The sequence below is a fragment of the Flavobacterium sp. LPB0248 genome (genome assembly GCF_013388355.1).
GTDB lineage: Bacteria > Bacteroidota > Bacteroidia > Flavobacteriales > Flavobacteriaceae > Flavobacterium.
Genome location: NZ_CP058246.1, coordinates 1,709,264 through 1,725,250, shown reverse-complemented (window position 1 = coordinate 1,725,250; position 15,987 = coordinate 1,709,264). Strand labels below are relative to the sequence as shown.

General features: G+C 33.1%; 17 protein-coding genes. 11 read left to right on the top strand and 6 right to left on the bottom strand.

Annotation, left to right across the window (positions count from 1 at the left end; all coding sequences use genetic code 11):
• Positions 1 to 228: 228 nt before the first annotated feature.
• Positions 229 to 1,275, top strand: coding sequence for a 23S rRNA (adenine(2503)-C(2))-methyltransferase RlmN (gene rlmN / locus LPB248_RS07145; protein WP_177210825.1), 1,047 nt, complete (start codon positions 229 to 231; stop codon positions 1,273 to 1,275).
• A 169-nt stretch (positions 1,276 to 1,444) separates the two neighbouring features.
• Here the strand turns inward: rlmN and LPB248_RS07140 are convergent, their stop codons facing one another.
• The gene (locus LPB248_RS07140; RefSeq protein ID WP_177210824.1) at positions 1,445 to 2,311 is read right to left on the bottom strand and encodes a hypothetical protein; all 867 of its coding nucleotides are present in this window, start codon (positions 2,309 to 2,311) and stop codon (positions 1,445 to 1,447) included.
• Between the two features lie 158 nt (positions 2,312 to 2,469).
• Here LPB248_RS07140 and LPB248_RS07135 point away from each other — a divergent pair, with 158 nt between their 5' ends.
• Positions 2,470 to 3,447 carry a polyprenyl synthetase family protein gene (locus LPB248_RS07135; protein ID WP_177210823.1) on the top strand — a complete coding sequence of 326 codons (978 nt, stop codon included), beginning with the start codon at positions 2,470 to 2,472 and terminating at the stop codon, positions 3,445 to 3,447.
• 52 nt (positions 3,448 to 3,499) lie between these two features.
• On the opposite strand, the gene LPB248_RS07130 is transcribed toward LPB248_RS07135, so the two are convergent.
• On the bottom strand, positions 3,500 to 4,180 hold the full coding sequence (locus tag LPB248_RS07130) for a hypothetical protein (protein WP_177210822.1): 681 nt from the start codon (positions 4,178 to 4,180) through the stop codon (positions 3,500 to 3,502).
• A 227-nt stretch (positions 4,181 to 4,407) separates the two neighbouring features.
• Between LPB248_RS07130 and LPB248_RS07125 the strand changes: the two genes are divergently transcribed.
• From LPB248_RS07125 to dnaG, 4 genes are all read left to right on the top strand, one after another.
• A complete protein-coding gene (locus tag LPB248_RS07125; protein WP_177210821.1) occupies positions 4,408 to 4,968 on the top strand; it encodes an RNA polymerase sigma factor in 561 nt (186 codons plus the stop codon).
• Positions 4,955 to 5,677 carry a hypothetical protein gene (locus tag LPB248_RS07120; RefSeq protein ID WP_177210820.1) on the top strand — a complete coding sequence of 241 codons (723 nt, stop codon included), beginning with the start codon at positions 4,955 to 4,957 and terminating at the stop codon, positions 5,675 to 5,677. Before LPB248_RS07125 ends, LPB248_RS07120 begins: the two co-directional genes overlap by 14 nt.
• Before the next feature lie 68 nt (positions 5,678 to 5,745).
• Complete coding sequence (locus LPB248_RS07115) at positions 5,746 to 6,774, top strand: hypothetical protein (RefSeq protein WP_177210819.1); 1,029 nt, start codon at positions 5,746 to 5,748, stop codon at positions 6,772 to 6,774.
• A 128-nt stretch (positions 6,775 to 6,902) separates the two neighbouring features.
• Positions 6,903 to 8,975 carry a DNA primase gene (dnaG, locus tag LPB248_RS07110; protein WP_177210818.1) on the top strand — a complete coding sequence of 691 codons (2,073 nt, stop codon included), beginning with the start codon at positions 6,903 to 6,905 and terminating at the stop codon, positions 8,973 to 8,975.
• Positions 8,976 to 9,068: 93 nt separating this feature from the next.
• Here the strand turns inward: dnaG and LPB248_RS07105 are convergent, their stop codons facing one another.
• Both LPB248_RS07105 and nadE read right to left on the bottom strand, forming a co-directional pair.
• The gene (locus LPB248_RS07105; protein ID WP_008467169.1) at positions 9,069 to 9,698 is read right to left on the bottom strand and encodes a response regulator transcription factor; all 630 of its coding nucleotides are present in this window, start codon (positions 9,696 to 9,698) and stop codon (positions 9,069 to 9,071) included.
• Between the two features lie 92 nt (positions 9,699 to 9,790).
• A complete protein-coding gene (nadE, locus tag LPB248_RS07100) occupies positions 9,791 to 10,597 on the bottom strand; it encodes an NAD(+) synthase (RefSeq protein WP_177210817.1) in 807 nt (268 codons plus the stop codon).
• 99 nt (positions 10,598 to 10,696) lie between these two features.
• Between nadE and gldB the strand changes: the two genes are divergently transcribed.
• The 3 genes from gldB (at position 10,697) to LPB248_RS07085 (ending at position 12,741) form a co-directional block, all read left to right on the top strand.
• Positions 10,697 to 11,653, top strand: coding sequence for a gliding motility lipoprotein GldB (gene gldB, locus LPB248_RS07095; protein WP_177210816.1), 957 nt, complete (start codon positions 10,697 to 10,699; stop codon positions 11,651 to 11,653).
• Positions 11,653 to 11,988: a gliding motility protein GldC gene (gldC, locus tag LPB248_RS07090; protein WP_177210815.1), complete on the top strand. Its 336-nt coding sequence runs from the start codon at positions 11,653 to 11,655 to the stop codon at positions 11,986 to 11,988. The genes gldB and gldC overlap by 1 nt, the downstream gene beginning before the upstream one ends.
• Before the next feature lie 96 nt (positions 11,989 to 12,084).
• Positions 12,085 to 12,741, top strand: a complete 657-nt coding sequence (locus LPB248_RS07085; protein ID WP_177210814.1) for a hypothetical protein — start codon at positions 12,085 to 12,087, stop codon at positions 12,739 to 12,741.
• Positions 12,742 to 12,818: 77 nt separating this feature from the next.
• On the opposite strand, the gene yihA is transcribed toward LPB248_RS07085, so the two are convergent.
• Both yihA and LPB248_RS07075 read right to left on the bottom strand, forming a co-directional pair.
• Positions 12,819 to 13,439: a ribosome biogenesis GTP-binding protein YihA/YsxC gene (gene yihA, locus LPB248_RS07080; RefSeq protein ID WP_177210813.1), complete on the bottom strand. Its 621-nt coding sequence runs from the start codon at positions 13,437 to 13,439 to the stop codon at positions 12,819 to 12,821.
• A gap of 42 nt (positions 13,440 to 13,481) precedes the next feature.
• Positions 13,482 to 14,246 (bottom strand): alpha/beta fold hydrolase, encoded by a 765-nt coding sequence (locus tag LPB248_RS07075; protein ID WP_177210812.1) that lies wholly within the window; start codon positions 14,244 to 14,246, stop codon positions 13,482 to 13,484.
• Between the two features lie 377 nt (positions 14,247 to 14,623).
• Between LPB248_RS07075 and LPB248_RS07070 the strand changes: the two genes are divergently transcribed.
• Together LPB248_RS07070 and rsmH are read left to right on the top strand one after the other, a co-directional pair.
• Positions 14,624 to 15,097, top strand: a complete 474-nt coding sequence (locus tag LPB248_RS07070; RefSeq protein ID WP_035691746.1) for a division/cell wall cluster transcriptional repressor MraZ — start codon at positions 14,624 to 14,626, stop codon at positions 15,095 to 15,097.
• Positions 15,072 to 15,980 carry a 16S rRNA (cytosine(1402)-N(4))-methyltransferase RsmH gene (gene rsmH, locus LPB248_RS07065; RefSeq protein ID WP_177210811.1) on the top strand — a complete coding sequence of 303 codons (909 nt, stop codon included), beginning with the start codon at positions 15,072 to 15,074 and terminating at the stop codon, positions 15,978 to 15,980. Before LPB248_RS07070 ends, rsmH begins: the two co-directional genes overlap by 26 nt.
• Positions 15,981 to 15,987: the final 7 nt, after the last annotated feature.

Genomic DNA, 15,987 nt, shown 5'->3' with positions numbered 1-15,987 from the left:
ACTTGTAATTGATTGTTTTTTAGTTTGTTGTGTTTTTTGGAATGAAATGCCAGATTCTTTTTTTAGACTCATCTTTTTTGGGAAAAATCAAGAAAAAAAGAAGCATAAGAATGTAACTATTAGAAAATATTGGAAATAAAAGTGGTTTTCAGGCTGTTTTTTTGAGGTTTAACCAAGAATGAATGTAAAAACAAAAAAAAAAATGACAAAAGTGATTAACTTTGCAGCATGCAAATGGAGAAAAAAGACATACGAGCCTTATCAAAAGAACAGCTTCGCGATTTTTTTGTTGAAAATGGAGATAAAGCTTTTCGTGGAAATCAGGTTTATGAATGGTTGTGGAGCAAAGGTGCACACAGTTTTGAAGATATGACAAATGTAGCTAAAGCTACAAGATCTATGCTTGAGAACAATTTTGTGATCAATCATATTAAGGTTGACACAATGCAGAAAAGCAGTGATGGAACTGTAAAAAATGCTGTGCGACTTCACGATGGACTTGTAGTTGAATCTGTTTTAATTCCGACAGAAACTAGAACAACCGCCTGCGTATCTAGTCAGGTTGGCTGTAGTTTAGACTGTAATTTCTGTGCAACGGCAAGGTTAAAAAGAATGCGTAATCTTGAACCTGGAGAAATTTATGATCAAGTTCTGGCTATAGATAAAGAAAGTCGTCTGTATTACAATCATCCGCTTTCAAATATCGTTTTCATGGGAATGGGAGAACCTTTAATGAATTATAATAATGTCATTAAAGCAATTGACATGATTACTTCTGAAGAGGGATTGGGAATGTCTCCGAAGCGAATTATGGTTTCGACATCAGGAATTCCGAAAATGATCAAAAAAATGGCTGACGACGATGTGAAGTTTAAACTAGCAGTTTCTTTACACTCAGCAATAGACGAAACTCGTGCGCGCATTATGCCTTTCAGTAAAAACTTTCCTTTAAAAGATCTACGAGAAGCATTAGAATATTGGTATAGAAAAACAAAGAGCAAAATATCTTACGAGTATGTAGTTTGGAAAGGAATTAACGATGATAAAGCTTCAGTTGATGCTTTGGTTAAATTCTGTAAATATGTGCCTTGTAAAGTCAATTTGATAGAATATAATCCGATTGATGATGGCGAATTCCAACAAGCTTCTGAAGAATCGATTATGGCTTACATAAAAGCTTTAGAAAATATCGGGGTAGTTGTAAAAGTGAGAAGAAGCCGAGGAAAAGACATCGACGCTGCTTGTGGACAATTGGCAAATAAAGAAGCAGAATAATATTTGCAAAAAATATTCCGTTAGGAATATCTCGTTGGTAGAAAAAAAATATTCATAATGATAATTATGTCCCATAGGGACATTTGATCGGTTTTAAACGATAAAAAAAGCATTAAAAACGAGAAATAATTCTTGTTTTTAATGCTTTTTTCTTGGGCAAAAAGGATACTTATTTTTTCAAATCAACTTCTTCAGTAACACCATCTTTTGTTACTTTGGCAAGAGTATCGCATTCTCCATTTCCATAATCTATAATTGCCGAAGCGCCATTTTTAGTAATAGAAACAATTCCTTTTACGGCAAAAGATTTTCTGCAAGATGCATCAAACTCTAATGGAGTTGTAATTTCGGCCGAGAAAGTATCGCCGTTAGGAAAAGTAGTAGAACCGCTTCCGGTAACAACAAATACATTATCATCCCAATCAAACCATGTATCATAGCCAGAAGTCATTTCTTTTATCAGAGTTCCTTTTCTAGCATAAACCTTTCCGTCATCAAAAGTAATCGTTAAATCTATAGCCGCTGTTGATACTGGGTGCGGCGTTACCAATAAATTGGTTTCTTTAATTGTTCTGACAATACTTTTGCTTCCCTGAATTTTTTTGCCATTATGATAAAATCCTTCAAAAGTGTAACTGATCGTTTGTGTGGAAGAAGTAAAATCATTCGAAAAAGAAACGACCATTTTTCCTTTTACTGTATTACCGTTATTCAAAGTGCATCCTTCAGCACCAAAATCTACTGTTTTTGTCCAAGTATTATTGGTTAAAACAGTTGTAATTGTGGCACAGCTTGGAAGATAATTTTTTATAGGTCCGCCTGGTTTTGAATTTATGTTGAGCTGAGAGCTAAATTGGTCTTCCGCAATATTAGTAACATCCTCTACAGAGGCATCGATTTTAGAGTTGGTTATAATCTCATCGTTGGTAATCGCTGCTGTCGATCCCGATCCGTCATTTGTTTTTTCATCAGAATTACAGCTGACGAAAAAAGACATAGTAATAAAAGTACTAATTAATAAAAGCTTTGTTTTCATAAAATAATAATTTTGGGTTCTTTTAAGTTAATGAATTCAAATCAGTATTAGTTAGAGCTATTTTTGGAGGGTATTTTTAGGTTTCGACATAAAATATTACAATCGTAACCTAAAATACACAACGTATTTTTATTTAAAATAGTATATTTGGAGTCTAAATGAATATTACGTCTCAAATAAAGCAGCCTATTTTTAACGAGATGGAACTTTTCGAAAAAAAGTTCCATGAGTCGATGACTTCAAAGGTTGCGTTATTAAACAGAATCACTTATTATATCGTAAACCGTAAAGGAAAACAAATGCGTCCGATGTTTGTTTTTCTTACTGCAAAAATGGTTTCAGGCGGTACCGTAAACGAAAGAACGTATCGTGGAGCTTCTGTAATTGAGCTTATTCATACCGCAACTTTAGTACATGATGACGTTGTTGATGATAGTAATCGACGTCGCGGATTTTTCTCAATCAATGCACTTTGGAAAAATAAAATTGCTGTTTTAGTTGGAGATTATTTATTGTCTAAAGGCTTACTGCTTTCTATTGATAATGGTGATTTCGATTTATTAAGAATCATTTCTGTTGCCGTTCGCGAAATGAGCGAAGGAGAATTGCTTCAGATAGAAAAAGCAAGAAGACTCGATATTACCGAAGATGTTTATTACGAAATCATCAGAAAGAAAACCGCAACGCTTATTGCCGCTTGTTGTGCGCTTGGCGCGAAAGCCGTAATCGAAGATGATGTACAGGTAGAAAACATGCGTAAGTTCGGTGAGTTAATCGGAATGGCTTTCCAGATCAAAGATGATTTATTTGATTATAGCGAAGAAGCCATCGGAAAACCAACCGGAATAGATATTAAAGAGCAAAAAATGACTTTGCCTTTAATTCACGTTTTAAATACTTGTACTGAACAAGAAAAAAAGTGGCTGATAAACTCCATCAAAAACCACAACAAAGACAAAAAACGCGTAAAAGAAGTAATTGCCTTTGTAAAAAATAACAATGGTTTGGCTTACGCCGAAAACAAAATGGTGCAATTCCAGCAAGAAGCACTTGCATTACTTCAAAACTTTGATGATTCTGAGTATAAAGATGCGCTGACTTTAATGGTGAATTATGTTATTGAGAGAAAGAAATAACTTTTAATTTATCTTAAAAATAAATCATTTTTTGATAATTTATACTTCGATTTTAATGAACTACCTCCCAATAAGGTTCAAACTGTAAATCATTAAAAGGTACTTCGTGTATATTTTCTGTTTTGTAGATTCCGTAACTAATCGTGTCTTGAATAGAGTTTATAAATTGCCAAGTTTCAGCTTCGTCATGTTTACCTTTTCCCCATGAGCGAATGTTAAAAACAGCTCTTTTGGCATTTATTTTTTGAGATAAAGACTGAATAATTTCGGTACAATTTATGTCTAAATCTACTGCAATGCCAATTATAATTAAGAAACTAAAACCTCTATTTTGACTATCAGATTCATTAGTTAAAGGGGTTTCATTAGAGATTGAAATATAAATATCTGGAGAATTAACTATTTTTTCGCAAATGGTCCAAGTTGGCGTCCAAGATGCAAAATGTGTAAATTTTCTGTTGTCATTTGTTTTAAGAACCCATTTTTCATGCGATTTATCATTCCATGTCAATTTTCCTAATTTTTCGACGGAGAAGTATTGGTCTTCTTTATTTTTCTTCGAATATTCTAATACTCTTAAACCGGTTTTATCAAAATAAGTTGAAAAGTTTAAAATTTGTTTAAATGAAGGTTCGTAGATATTTTTCCATTGTTCCTCTTTCCACGGCTCATTATTTTCATTCTCATTACCAAAAACAAGGTAAAATTGAAATTTTCTTTCGCTAAAGCTCATCTATTATTTTTAGGGGATGTTTTTCTTATAAAAATATAAAAAGATTTTTTTTTTTGAAAAACATTTCTTCTTTATTTTAATGCTTCAGCCTAAGTTATACTTAAGTTTACAGTGAGTAAGGAAAAGCTAATCCTGTTTTTTTTGCCTCTCATGCAACCATTTCAAATCGACAATCGTCTATGCTAATAGAAGTCTGTTTCTAAAACCAAAAACCGAAAAGCTTATTAATGAAAATTATTGCATTGCATCAAGAAGAAACCAAAATCATAAAGCTGGCTGTCGAGAACAATCGTCAGGCACAGCAGCAGATTTATAGCAAGTTTTCTTCTAAAATGTTAAGTGTTTGTCGTCAATATATTAAAGACATTCAGCTTGCAGAAGATGTAATGATAACAGCTTTCATGAAAGTATTTATGAATCTCAAAAACTTTGAGCACAAAGGAAGTTTTGAAGGCTGGATTCGCCGAATTATGGTTAACGAATGCATTTCTTATCTAAGAGTGCAGAAAAAAGTAAAATTTGCCGAAGATGAATTTTTTGTTGAAGAAAGTTTTAATGAAATCGACAGCCAGTTTACCGTAGAACAGATTCAGTATTTAATAGATGCTTTACCAGACGGTTACAAAATGGTTTTCAATTTATATGCAATCGAAGGTTATAAACACAATGAAATTGCCAAGATGTTAGGAATTAATGAAGGAACATCGAAATCGCAATTATCGCACGCAAGAAAAATGCTGCAAACACAAATTACTATTTTAAAAAAACAAGATAATGGAACCGAATAATTTTGAAAAGGATTTCCGTGAAAAGCTAAATGAGAGAAAAATTGATCCCAGCAGTAAGGCATGGGATCGATTGGATGCGATGTTGACTGTAGCAGAAGAAAAAGAGCCGATTAAACTTAATTCTAAAAAATCAAAAAGAAAATGGCTATATATCGCAGCGAGTTTCATTGGATTTTTATTGGTTGGAACTTTGTTTTTCAATCAAAATAAAAAATCAATTGAAGTGCCAAAATCTATAGTTGTCGAGAAGGAAATTGAGAAAGATACTGCCGAACCAATTTTGAATGATAAAGATTCAGTTAGGACCGAAGTGGCCATTTCTGATAAGACTTCAAAGCAAAAAACAAATAAACAAGAAAAGGTAAATAATCAAGTTTCGAATAAAATCAATAAAAATAAATCAAGCCAAATAGCGGAGTCTTCAATCATCATCAAAAACAATCAGGAAGAGCAATCTTCAAACAATCAAAATCAAATTGCTGAAACATCAAAAAAAGAAAATGTTGATCAATTATTAGAAACAGCTGAAAATAAAGTTGTAGCTCAAAATCAGACAAAAAAAGCAAAAGTAAAAATCAATGCCAACGATTTACTTAATCAGGTAGATGGCGAATTGGAACTTTCGTTTAGAGAAAAAGTAATCACAAAAGTCAACAAAAATCTTCAAGAAGTTAAAGTCGCTTTGTCTAATAGAAATCAGCAAGAGTAAGAATTTACAATTCATAATTAAAGAATCATCATCAATCAAATATTCAATCATTTAAAAAACAATCAATCATGAAAAATTTTACCATTTATTTCATTCTTTTCTTTTTCCTTTTGGTGAGTAAAGTAATGGGACAGGAAACCTTTGAATCGGAGGCAAAAAGAATTGCCAATAAAATTGAGAAAATTACAAAAGAGGAGAAAGAAGCTTTGAAAGAAGAAGTCGAAGCAATAAATGTTCAATTATCTGAAGGGAAAATTACACAAGAGCAAGCGGACAAGCGTAAAAAAGAATTGGCAGAAGCAAGAGCTGTAATTATCGAAGAAAAAGTGACTCTAGCTCAGAACGAGTTAAATGATCTTGTGCAGAAAAAAGTAGACGGAAAAATAAAAGAAGATTCTGCAAAAGTGTATATGATTCGTTGGAAGTCATACAAACAGCATAAAGATTCTATTCATGGCGAAAAAAGAACAACATCGCAGTTTGTATTTGCAATGGGATTAAATAATATGATGGTCGATGGAAAGCTTCAGGATTCAAATTATAAATTTATGGGATCACATTTTTACGAATGGGGATTTACATATAATTCGAGGCTGATGAAAAATGATAATCTGCTTCATGCCAAATACGGACTATCGTTAATGTATAATAATATTCGTCCGACAGATAACAGAAGTTTTGTTGTAGATGGAGAACAGACTAATCTTGTAGAAAATCAGGTTCATTTAACCGAATCTCGTTTTAGAAATGTGTATTTGGTTGCACCAGTGCATTTAGAGTTTGATTTTACCAGACCTATAGAAAGTAACGGAAAAACGTATTTTAAAACTCATAAAAGTTTTCGTTTCGGAATTGGAGGCTATGCAGGAATTAACGTGAAATCAAAACAGATCTTAAAATTTGAAGAAGAAGACTTAAAATACAAAACCACTATAAAAGGCGATTACAATGTAAATAATTTTATTTATGGTTTGAGTTCGTATATCGGTTATCGAGAGTTGAGTTTATATTTTAAGTATGATTTAAACCCATTATTTCAGAATAATCTAGTAAAAGAGAATAACATTTCGTTAGGACTTCGCGTAGATTTAAACTAAAAGTATTGGTCGTTTAGTTAGTTAAAAAAGCATCTTAAACAAGATGCTTTTTTTGGTTTAAAATGATTAAAAGTCCAACAAGATTTGCGTATTTTTGCTAGCTCTCAACTTTTAAAATTTAATACACTTTGATTTCACAAAGCACCATTGACTCTGTTTTTGAAACTGCTCGAGTAGAGGAGGTTATCGGCGATTTTGTCAATTTAAAACGCGCAGGAAGTAATTTTAAAGGTTTGAGTCCATTCTCAGATGAGCGTTCGCCTTCGTTCATGGTGTCGCCTGCAAAAGGAATCTGGAAAGATTTTAGTACTGGAAAAGGAGGGAATTCTGTTAAATTTTTAATGGAGCACTCACAATTTACCTATCCAGAAGCCATTCGATATTTAGCCAAAAAATACAATATCGAAATTGAAGAAACCGAACAGACAGAAGCAGAAAAAGCAAATACAGATATTCGTGAAAGTATGTATCTGGTTTCTGAGTTTGCAGCCAAATATTTTCAGGATGTTTTGGTTAATTCTGAAGAAGGAAAAGCGATTGGTTTATCTTATTTTAAAGAAAGAGGATTTACCAATGAAACCATTAAAAAATTCAATCTAGGATATTCTCCAGAAACTTGGGATGCTTTGACTAAAGAAGCCTTAGGAAAAGGATACAAATTAGAATTTTTAGAAAGTACAGGTTTAACAATTCCAAGAGAAGATCGCCCCTTTGACCGATTTAAAGGACGCGTAATGTTTCCAATTCAAAGTATGTCGGGCCGTGTTTTAGGTTTTGGAGGGCGTATTTTAACCAATGATAAAAAAGCAGCAAAATATCTGAATTCACCAGAAAGCGACATTTACCATAAAAGTAAAGTCCTTTACGGAATTTATCACGCAAAACAATCTATAGCCAAACAGAATAATTGTTATTTGGTTGAAGGTTATACCGATGTGATTCAGTTCAGTCAAGCCGGAATAGAGAATGTTGTAGCTTCGTCTGGAACAGCTTTAACGCCAGATCAGATTCGTTTGATCAATCGTCTGACGCGAAATATCACCGTTCTTTTTGATGGAGATGCTGCGGGTTTGCGTGCTTCTATTCGAGGAATCGATTTAATTCTGGAAGAAGGAATGAACGTCCGAGTTTGTTCGTTTCCTGATGGAGAAGATCCCGACAGTTTTGCCCGTAAAAATTCGCATGATGATTTAGTTGCTTACTTAGAAAATAACAGTAAAGATTTTATACAGTTTAAGGCTTCGATCTTAATGGGCGAAGCTAAAAACGACCCAATTAAAAAAGCAGATCTAATTCGTGACATGGTAGCGAGTATTTCTAAAATACCAGATCGTATTCAGCGAGAAGTATATATTCAGGAATGTGCTCGAATTATGGATATTTCTGAGCAAGTTCTAACAAGTACTTTGGCGCAGCTGATCCAGAAAGATATTGCCGAAGCCAATAAAAAGCAAAAGCAGGAACAAAAGCCTTTTGAAGTAGTTAGAAACCAACCTCCGCAAGCAGGTACGTTTTCAGGAGGAGATCCAGAAGATCCAAGAACAGGACCGCCAGAAGGTTACGATTATCCTGGAGATCCCGGAAATTATCCGCCACAACAAACTCAAAAAGTTGATATTTTATATGGTTTTGAAAGGAAAGTCATTGAAGTTCTACTTTTGTATGGAAGCGTCGTTGAAGATTTTGAAGATGTATTCTTGAAAGCAGATGAAGAAGGAAATGTAAAAGAAGTTTCAGAAAAAAGACAATATAAAGTATTCGAAAAAATATATCTAAGTCTGCAGGAAGATGAGATAGAGCTGTCGAATGTTTTATTTAAAAATATTTACACTAATATTATTGATTTTTATAATCAGAATCAAACTTTTAGTTTAGATAAATATTTAATGCATTTAGAGCCTGAATTTGCTCAGGAAGTTACCAATATTTTAATGGAAGACGAAAGGCTGACCATTCATAATTGGGAAGGGCAGAATATTTTTCCAAAACAAAAAAGTGAAACGATTGAGCAGAATGTTTCTGAGACCATATTTGCTATGCGATGGTATTTGGTGTCTGCAATCATAGCAGAATTAAAGAATTCTATTTTAACCAATCCGCAAGAAGACAATTCAGAAATTTTAAGCATGGTGATAGATTATTCTAAGCTGCTGAATAATTTTTCGAAGAAACTTGGGCGTGTAGTGGTGCCTTATCATTAAAAAGAGAAAAACTCTATCTAATTTGATAAATCAAAAAAGATAGAGTTTTTATAAATTTTCGATTACTTAAATTTTTAAGTTAGTCGATCTGAATTAAATAATTTCTAAAGTCTTCGCTTTGTTTACTAAGTCAACTAAATTAGTAACATTCAATTTAGTTAATAATCTCAGTTTGTAGGTACTGATCGTTTTTTCGTTCAGATTTAAGATTTTAGAGATTTCATTGTTTTTCTTACCATCACTTAAGTAGCGTAAAACCTCGATTTCGCGGTTAGAAAGTTTTCTGTACAAACGCTCACTTTTGCTTTGTTTAGCAATAAGTGCCATGTTTTTACGTACTGTTTCGTTGATGATGATTTTTCCTTCGTGTACTTTAATAATAGAATGACCTAATGTTTCAAGTTTTTCTGTTTTGTGTACATACCCAGAAACTCCTGCTTTAATTGCGTTTGGAGCGTACATTTGCTCAGCAAGATCACTGAAAATAACAATTTTTGTTTTTGGGAAATTTTTCAGGATTGATTTGATTTCGAAGATACTAGAAAGACCTTCTAACTCTAAGTCTAAGATTAGAATATCGATTTCCTTAGTTTGAAGGATATCTCTAACCATTGAAAAATTGCCTACGTTGGCAACAATTGAAATTTGATCGTGGTCTTTAAAATAAGACTTAACGCCAAAGTGCGTCACAGGATGATTGTCTGCTAGACATACTTTAATCATAATTTTTACCTTTTTTAGAATTGTTCATGTTTTTGGAACGGTAAAATTAATAAATAAATTCTGTAATAACTCGCAGAGAATGTTAAAATGTATTATTTTAACGTTTTTGGTATTAAACAAACCGGAATTGGATCCATTTTATGCTTGTTGCTGGTGTTTAATCGTTTATAAATTTCAAAGACAGATTTTTCTCTCCCTTCAAAGTCAGATGCCGTCTTTCCTGACTCCGCGGCCAACATCGCCCATTCTAACTCGTCATAACTTGCGCCTAATTGGTCCTCATCAGTACGATTGTCTCCAAATAATCCATCAGTAGGAGCAGCTGTTAAAATGGATTGCGGAATTTGCAAAAACTCTCCTAAAGCGTATACATCAGATTTCATTAAATCAGCAATCGGACTTAAATCTACGCCGCCATCTCCATATTTAGTATAAAATCCTACGCCAAAATCTTCAACCTTGTTTCCTGTTCCTGCAACAAGTAAACCATGAATTCCTGCTAAATAATATAAAGAAGTCATTCTAATACGCGCACGTGTGTTTGCTAAAGCTAAATTTACTTTTGCTGTATCCTCAGTTGAAGGAACAGCACTTTTAAACGATTCAAAAGTTTCTGTCAAATCGGTCTTAACATCAGAAACATTTGGGAAACGTTTTTTTAGCTGATCAATATGCTCTCTTCCTCTTGTCACTTGGCTTTCTGCCTGATGAATTGGCATTTCTACACATAAAACGTCCAGTCCAGTCTGTGCGCATAAAGTTGAAGTTACTGCAGAATCTACACCACCAGAGATTCCAATTACAAAACCATTTACTTTTGCATTAGTAGCGTAATTTTTTAACCACTCTACAATGTGCGTATTTACTTTTTCTGTCTGAATTGTGCTTTTTTTAGCCATAATAGTTTAAGTTTTAAGATACAGGGATGTATATTTGCAGAATTATTTTGAGTATGCAACTGCTTAAAATTCTGATAACACAAATCTAATTAAAATAAAATGAAAATATATCGCTTTGCAGTGGTTCTATGCCTGTTTTTTTTGTCTTGCAATCAAAAAAGTAAGGTTGAAAAAGAAGTAGAAGAAATTCCTGTTGATATTAAAGTGGAAAGATTTGATAAGGTGTTTTTTGAGACTAAACCGCAAGATCTTCCGAAAATAAAAAAACAATACCCGTTTTTCTTTCCTGGCAACGATGATAATGTCTGGATTCAGAAAATGAATGATCCGATCTGGAGAGAAGTTTACGAGGAAGTTCAGAAAAAATACAGCAATTTTGAACCCGTTCGCAAAGAGTTTAATGAGCTATTTCAGCACGTAAAATATTATTTTCCTAAAACTAAAATTCCTAAAGTAATTACGGTTATAGGAGAAATGGATTATAATGCAAAATCAATTTATGCAGATAGTCTTGTGGTTGTAGCTTTAGAATTGTATTTAGGAAAAAATCATAAATTTTATGAGTTTCCAAATTACTTAAAAGAGAACTTTGAAGAAAGACAAATTATGCCAGACGTAGTTTCTAGTTTTTCGTATCGAAATATTCCAAATTCTATAGATAAGAGTTTGGTTGCACAAATGGTTTTTGAAGGGAAACAGCTTTATGCAAAAGATTTGCTGATTCCTGAATATACAGATGCAGAAAAAATGGGATATACTCCAGAGCAGATAAAATGGTGTGAAGAAAACGAAGCCTATATGTGGCGTTATTTCATAGAAAATGAAATGCTTTATAGTGAAGATCCAAAGTTGAGAGCGCGATTTATAGCTCCAGCACCTTTTTCTAAATTCTTTTTAGAAATAGATAACGATTCTCCAGGGCGAGTGGGAGCTTGGATTGGCTGGCAGATGGTACGTTCTTATATGAAAAATAATAGTGATGTTTCTTTGGCTGAATTGTTTAAGCTTGAGCCAAAAGAAATCTTCGAAAAATCAAAATATAAACCTAAGAAATAATGGCAAATATAAACTCAGAGATTAAATTTAATATAGAATTGGACGAAAACCGTGTTCCTGAAAAACTAACATGGAGTGCGCAAGACGGTGGAGTTCGAGCAGAGGAAGCAAAAGCAATAATGCTGTCAATTTGGGACAGTAAAGCAAAAGAAACCATGCGTATAGATTTGTGGACAAAAGACATGCCAGTAGACGAAATGAAAATTTTCTTCCACCAGACTTTAGTCGCTATGTCGGACACTTTTAAACGTGCAACAGATGACGAAAAAATGTCTGATACCATGAAAGACTTCTGCGACTACTTTGCAGAAAAACTGGAGCTTACAAAGCAATAGAAAATCCAATATAAAAAAATCCCAAATTCCAATTTCAAAGATTGGTTTTGGGATTTTTTGTTTTTTATTGTAAATTGTCTAGATAAATCAAATTATATGCTGTTTGCTTTTCTTGTAAGTCTTATCGGTTTGTTTTTTTTGCTAGCCAATGCGATACGCTTTTATGTGACCTGCAAGAACAGAGATGTATTGTATCGTATTATAACAGCTTATTTGGTGCTGCTGTTTGGTGTAGAATTATTTTGCAACATTATCGGATTTCTTTATCCTAATTCTAATTTCTTCCTTTCGCACTATTATTTTATTTTCCAGTTTATCACGCTTAATCTCTTTTTTTATAAAAGTTTTTCAAGTAAAGTGTTGAAGCAGATAATGGTAATCGTGTTTGTTTCAGTGATGTTTTTTTTAGGGTATCAATATTATAATGAACCTTCGCTTTATTGGGAGTTTAATTTGATAGAAATTGCCATAACATCAATTCCGCTTTTGTTTTATGCAATTTATTTTATTGTTTCGAATTTTAAAAAAGATAAGCATAATTATTTCTATTTCTGTAACGGACTCATTATTTATGTAACAAGCAGTGCCAGTATTTTTCTATCTGGAAATAGTGATTCGGTATTTTTTACAGAACCATTTGTGCTTGATTTCTGGTTCTTCAATTCACTTTTTTATATTCTGTATCAATTTTTGATATATAAAGAATGGAAAGCTTTAAACTTTAGAAGAACAACAAAAAGAAAGCTTCAATAAAAAATCCCAAATTCCAAGTTTGAAATTGGAATTTGGGATTTAAGCCGTTGTGTATTTTTAAAGCTGGAATTTAAACTTTAAAATTCCGAGTTGTTTTTAAAAACTTCTTGATTTACTTGATCGATATAAGACAAAAGTTCTTCTTTTCCGATAGATTCAGTAGATGAGGTAACAAAATACTGTGGCATTTCAGCCCAGTTGTTGGCAAACATCTGTTTTTTGTAAGCAGCAATATGCGAATCTATTTTCGTTTTACTTATTTTATCTGCTTTAGTAAAAATAATGCAGAACGGAATTTCACTTTCGCCCATATAAGACATAAATTCGATGTCGATATTTTGCGCTTCGTGGCGAATATCAATCAAAACAAAGGCGCAGACAAGCTGCTCTCTAGTTTCGAAATAATCGGTGATGAACTTCTGAAAAGTTGATTTCGTTTTCTTTGAAACTTTAGCGTATCCGTAACCAGGTAAATCGACCAAAAACCAATTGTTATTGATTTTAAAGTGATTAATTAATTGTGTTTTTCCCGGTTTTCCAGATGTTTTGGCTAAGTTTTTATTGTTGGTAAGCATATTGATTAATGATGACTTACCTACGTTTGATCTTCCTATAAAGGCATATTCGGGCAAAAAATCCTTTGGACATTTTGATGCGTCAGAATTGCTGACAATAAATTCGGCGGTGTTAATTTTCATATTCCTTCGTTTTAAAACCTCCTAAAAAATAAATTTTAACGGCTATAAATTCTTTTCAGTAAGCCATTTTTCAAGAACTTCGTTAAATTCTTGAGGGTGTTCCATCATTGCAGCGTGTCCGCATTTGTCAATCCAGTACAAATCAGAATTAGGTAGTAATTTATGGAACTCTTCTGCTACATTTGGAGGTGTTACAGAGTCATTTTTACCCCAAATAATGCAAGTTTCAACAGTCATTTTTGGCAAATCTTTAGCCATATTGTGACGAATTGCGCTCTTTGCAATAGTTAAGGTTTTGATTAATTTGATTCGGTCATTTGCCGTAGCGTATACTTCATCAATCAATTCGGGAGTTGCTATTTTCGGGTCGTAAAATACATCTTCGGCTTTCTTTTTAATGTACTCGTAATCGCCTCTTCTTGGGTAACTGTCTCCCATTGCGCTTTCGTAAAGTCCAGAACTTCCGGTAATTACAAGTCCGGCAACTTTTTCAGGATAAAGTTTTGTATGGTACAAAGCGATATGTCCTCCAAGAGAATTTCCTAAAAGAATTACTTTGTCAAAACCTTTAAAAGTGATAAAGTCTTTTACGTATTTCGCAAAACTTTTTACGTTCGTTTTTAAAATGCTTTGGGTGTATATTGGCAAATCTGGGATAACAACTTTATATCCTTTGTTTGGGAAATATTGTGCTACACCATCAAAGTTACTTAGACCTCCCATTAATCCATGCAGAATAACGATCGGAGTTCCTTCTCCAGCTTCAAAATAGCTGTATTTGCCTTCTTTTTTATAGTGTTTGTCCATCTAATCTAATGCCAATTTCAATTTCGACAAATATAGGGTTAATTCAACAAAAATGAATTTTTGATGTCATTTTTTAACTAGATAATTTGAGTAGAATTTATAAATGATTAAAAATCAGTAATTAAACTAGTATTTGTTAAAATATGCAAATGTTAAGAAAGGTGCATTATAATCAATTTTTTAAGAAAATTAGCGCATTATTTTTTTGAATAAATAATGTATTTAAGGATCTGTTAATTAATAGTTAAAGTATTGATTGATTGTGGATTATGGAATGTGGTAGTAAAGTGGTTAAACTTATTAACAAAGTGGTATAAAGTGGTAAAATGTGGTAATATTTTTTATATTTTTGCTGTATAACATGTTAACTAGTTTTTTTGAACACAATTGTTGGAACATATGAATGTAAAGTCGATGCTAAAGGAAGGCTAATGATGCCTGCGCCTTTAAAAAAGCAGTTGACGGCTTCTCTTCAAGACGGATTCGTTTTGAAGCGTTCTGTTTTTCAGCCGTGTTTAGAGTTGTATCCTATGGTAGAATGGGATGCGATGATGAAAAAAATCAACAAGCTTAATCGCTTTGTAAAAAAGAACAACGATTTCATTAGAAGGTTTACTGCTGGTGTTAAAGTAGTTGAGGTTGATGCATTAGGAAGATTGCTTGTTCCAAAAGATTTGGTAACGTTTGCAAGTATTTCTAAAGATGTCGTTTTTTCATCTGCGGTTAATATTGTTGAGATTTGGGACAAAGATTTATACGAGAAATCAATTAGCGGCGAAGATATGGATTTTGCAGATTTAGCCGAAGAAGTAATGGGAAATATTAATGACGACGAAGATGGAATATCATAATCCGGTTTTGCTTCATCCAACAGTAGATGGTTTAAATATTAAACCTGATGGTGTGTATGTAGATGTTACGTTTGGAGGCGGTGGTCATTCAAAAGAGATTTTAAAAAGATTAGGGCCAAACGGAAGGCTGTTTGCATTTGATCAAGACGAAGATGCGCTTGCCAATGCATTGCCAGACGAAAGGTTTACCCTGATAAATGAGAATTTTAGGTTCATAAAAAGATTTTTACGTTTTCACGGAGTAAAGTCGGTTGATGGAATCTTGGCAGATTTGGGAGTTTCGTCACATCAGTTTGATGTTCCTGAAAGAGGTTTCTCAACAAGATTTGATGCCGAGCTAGATATGCGGATGAGTCAAAGAAATGATTTAAATGCTTATCGAGTGGTTAACGAATATGAAGAACAGGATTTACGTCGTGTTTTTTTTGATTATGGGGAGTTGAAAAACGCACCAGTTTTGGCAAGAACAATTGTTGAGGCTAGAAAAGATTACCCAATCAAAACAACTGAAGAATTGAAAGAAGTTCTGAAAAAGTTTTTGCCGGAGAAAGTTCGAAACAAAGTTTTGGCTCAGATTTATCAGGCAATCAGAATCGAGGTAAATCAGGAAATGGATGTTCTAAAAGAATTTATTGAGCAATCATTGGAGATTTTAAAACCAGGAGGAAGGTTTTCTGTAATCTCATATCATTCTTTAGAAGATCGTTTGGTGAAAAGGTTCATTAAAAACGGAATGTTTGAAGGTGAGCCAGAAAGAGATTTTTACGGAAATTTTTCAGTTCCATACAAAACAATAGGGAAATTGATTGTTCCAGATGATGAAGAGATCAAGATTAATAATAGAGCAAGAAGTGCCAAATTAAGAGTTGCAGAAAAGCTATAATATATAT

Bases quoted from the DNA above. Each gene is read 5' to 3' on its own strand.
- rlmN (WP_177210825.1), top strand. From the start codon at position 229: ATGCAAATGGAGAAAAAAGACATACGAGCCTTATCAAAAGAACAGCTT.
- LPB248_RS07140 (WP_177210824.1), bottom strand. From the start codon at position 2,311: ATGAAAACAAAGCTTTTATTAATTAGTACTTTTATTACTATGTCTTTT.
- LPB248_RS07135 (WP_177210823.1), top strand. From the start codon at position 2,470: ATGAATATTACGTCTCAAATAAAGCAGCCTATTTTTAACGAGATGGAA.
- LPB248_RS07130 (WP_177210822.1), bottom strand. From the start codon at position 4,180: ATGAGCTTTAGCGAAAGAAAATTTCAATTTTACCTTGTTTTTGGTAAT.
- LPB248_RS07125 (WP_177210821.1), top strand. From the start codon at position 4,408: ATGAAAATTATTGCATTGCATCAAGAAGAAACCAAAATCATAAAGCTG.
- LPB248_RS07120 (WP_177210820.1), top strand. From the start codon at position 4,955: ATGGAACCGAATAATTTTGAAAAGGATTTCCGTGAAAAGCTAAATGAG.
- LPB248_RS07115 (WP_177210819.1), top strand. From the start codon at position 5,746: ATGAAAAATTTTACCATTTATTTCATTCTTTTCTTTTTCCTTTTGGTG.
- LPB248_RS07105 (WP_008467169.1), bottom strand. From the start codon at position 9,698: ATGATTAAAGTATGTCTAGCAGACAATCATCCTGTGACGCACTTTGGC.
- nadE (WP_177210817.1), bottom strand. From the start codon at position 10,597: ATGGCTAAAAAAAGCACAATTCAGACAGAAAAAGTAAATACGCACATT.
- gldB (WP_177210816.1), top strand. From the start codon at position 10,697: ATGAAAATATATCGCTTTGCAGTGGTTCTATGCCTGTTTTTTTTGTCT.
- gldC (WP_177210815.1), top strand. From the start codon at position 11,653: ATGGCAAATATAAACTCAGAGATTAAATTTAATATAGAATTGGACGAA.
- LPB248_RS07085 (WP_177210814.1), top strand. From the start codon at position 12,085: ATGCTGTTTGCTTTTCTTGTAAGTCTTATCGGTTTGTTTTTTTTGCTA.
- yihA (WP_177210813.1), bottom strand. From the start codon at position 13,439: ATGAAAATTAACACCGCCGAATTTATTGTCAGCAATTCTGACGCATCA.
- LPB248_RS07075 (WP_177210812.1), bottom strand. From the start codon at position 14,246: ATGGACAAACACTATAAAAAAGAAGGCAAATACAGCTATTTTGAAGCT.
- rsmH (WP_177210811.1), top strand. From the start codon at position 15,072: ATGACGACGAAGATGGAATATCATAATCCGGTTTTGCTTCATCCAACA.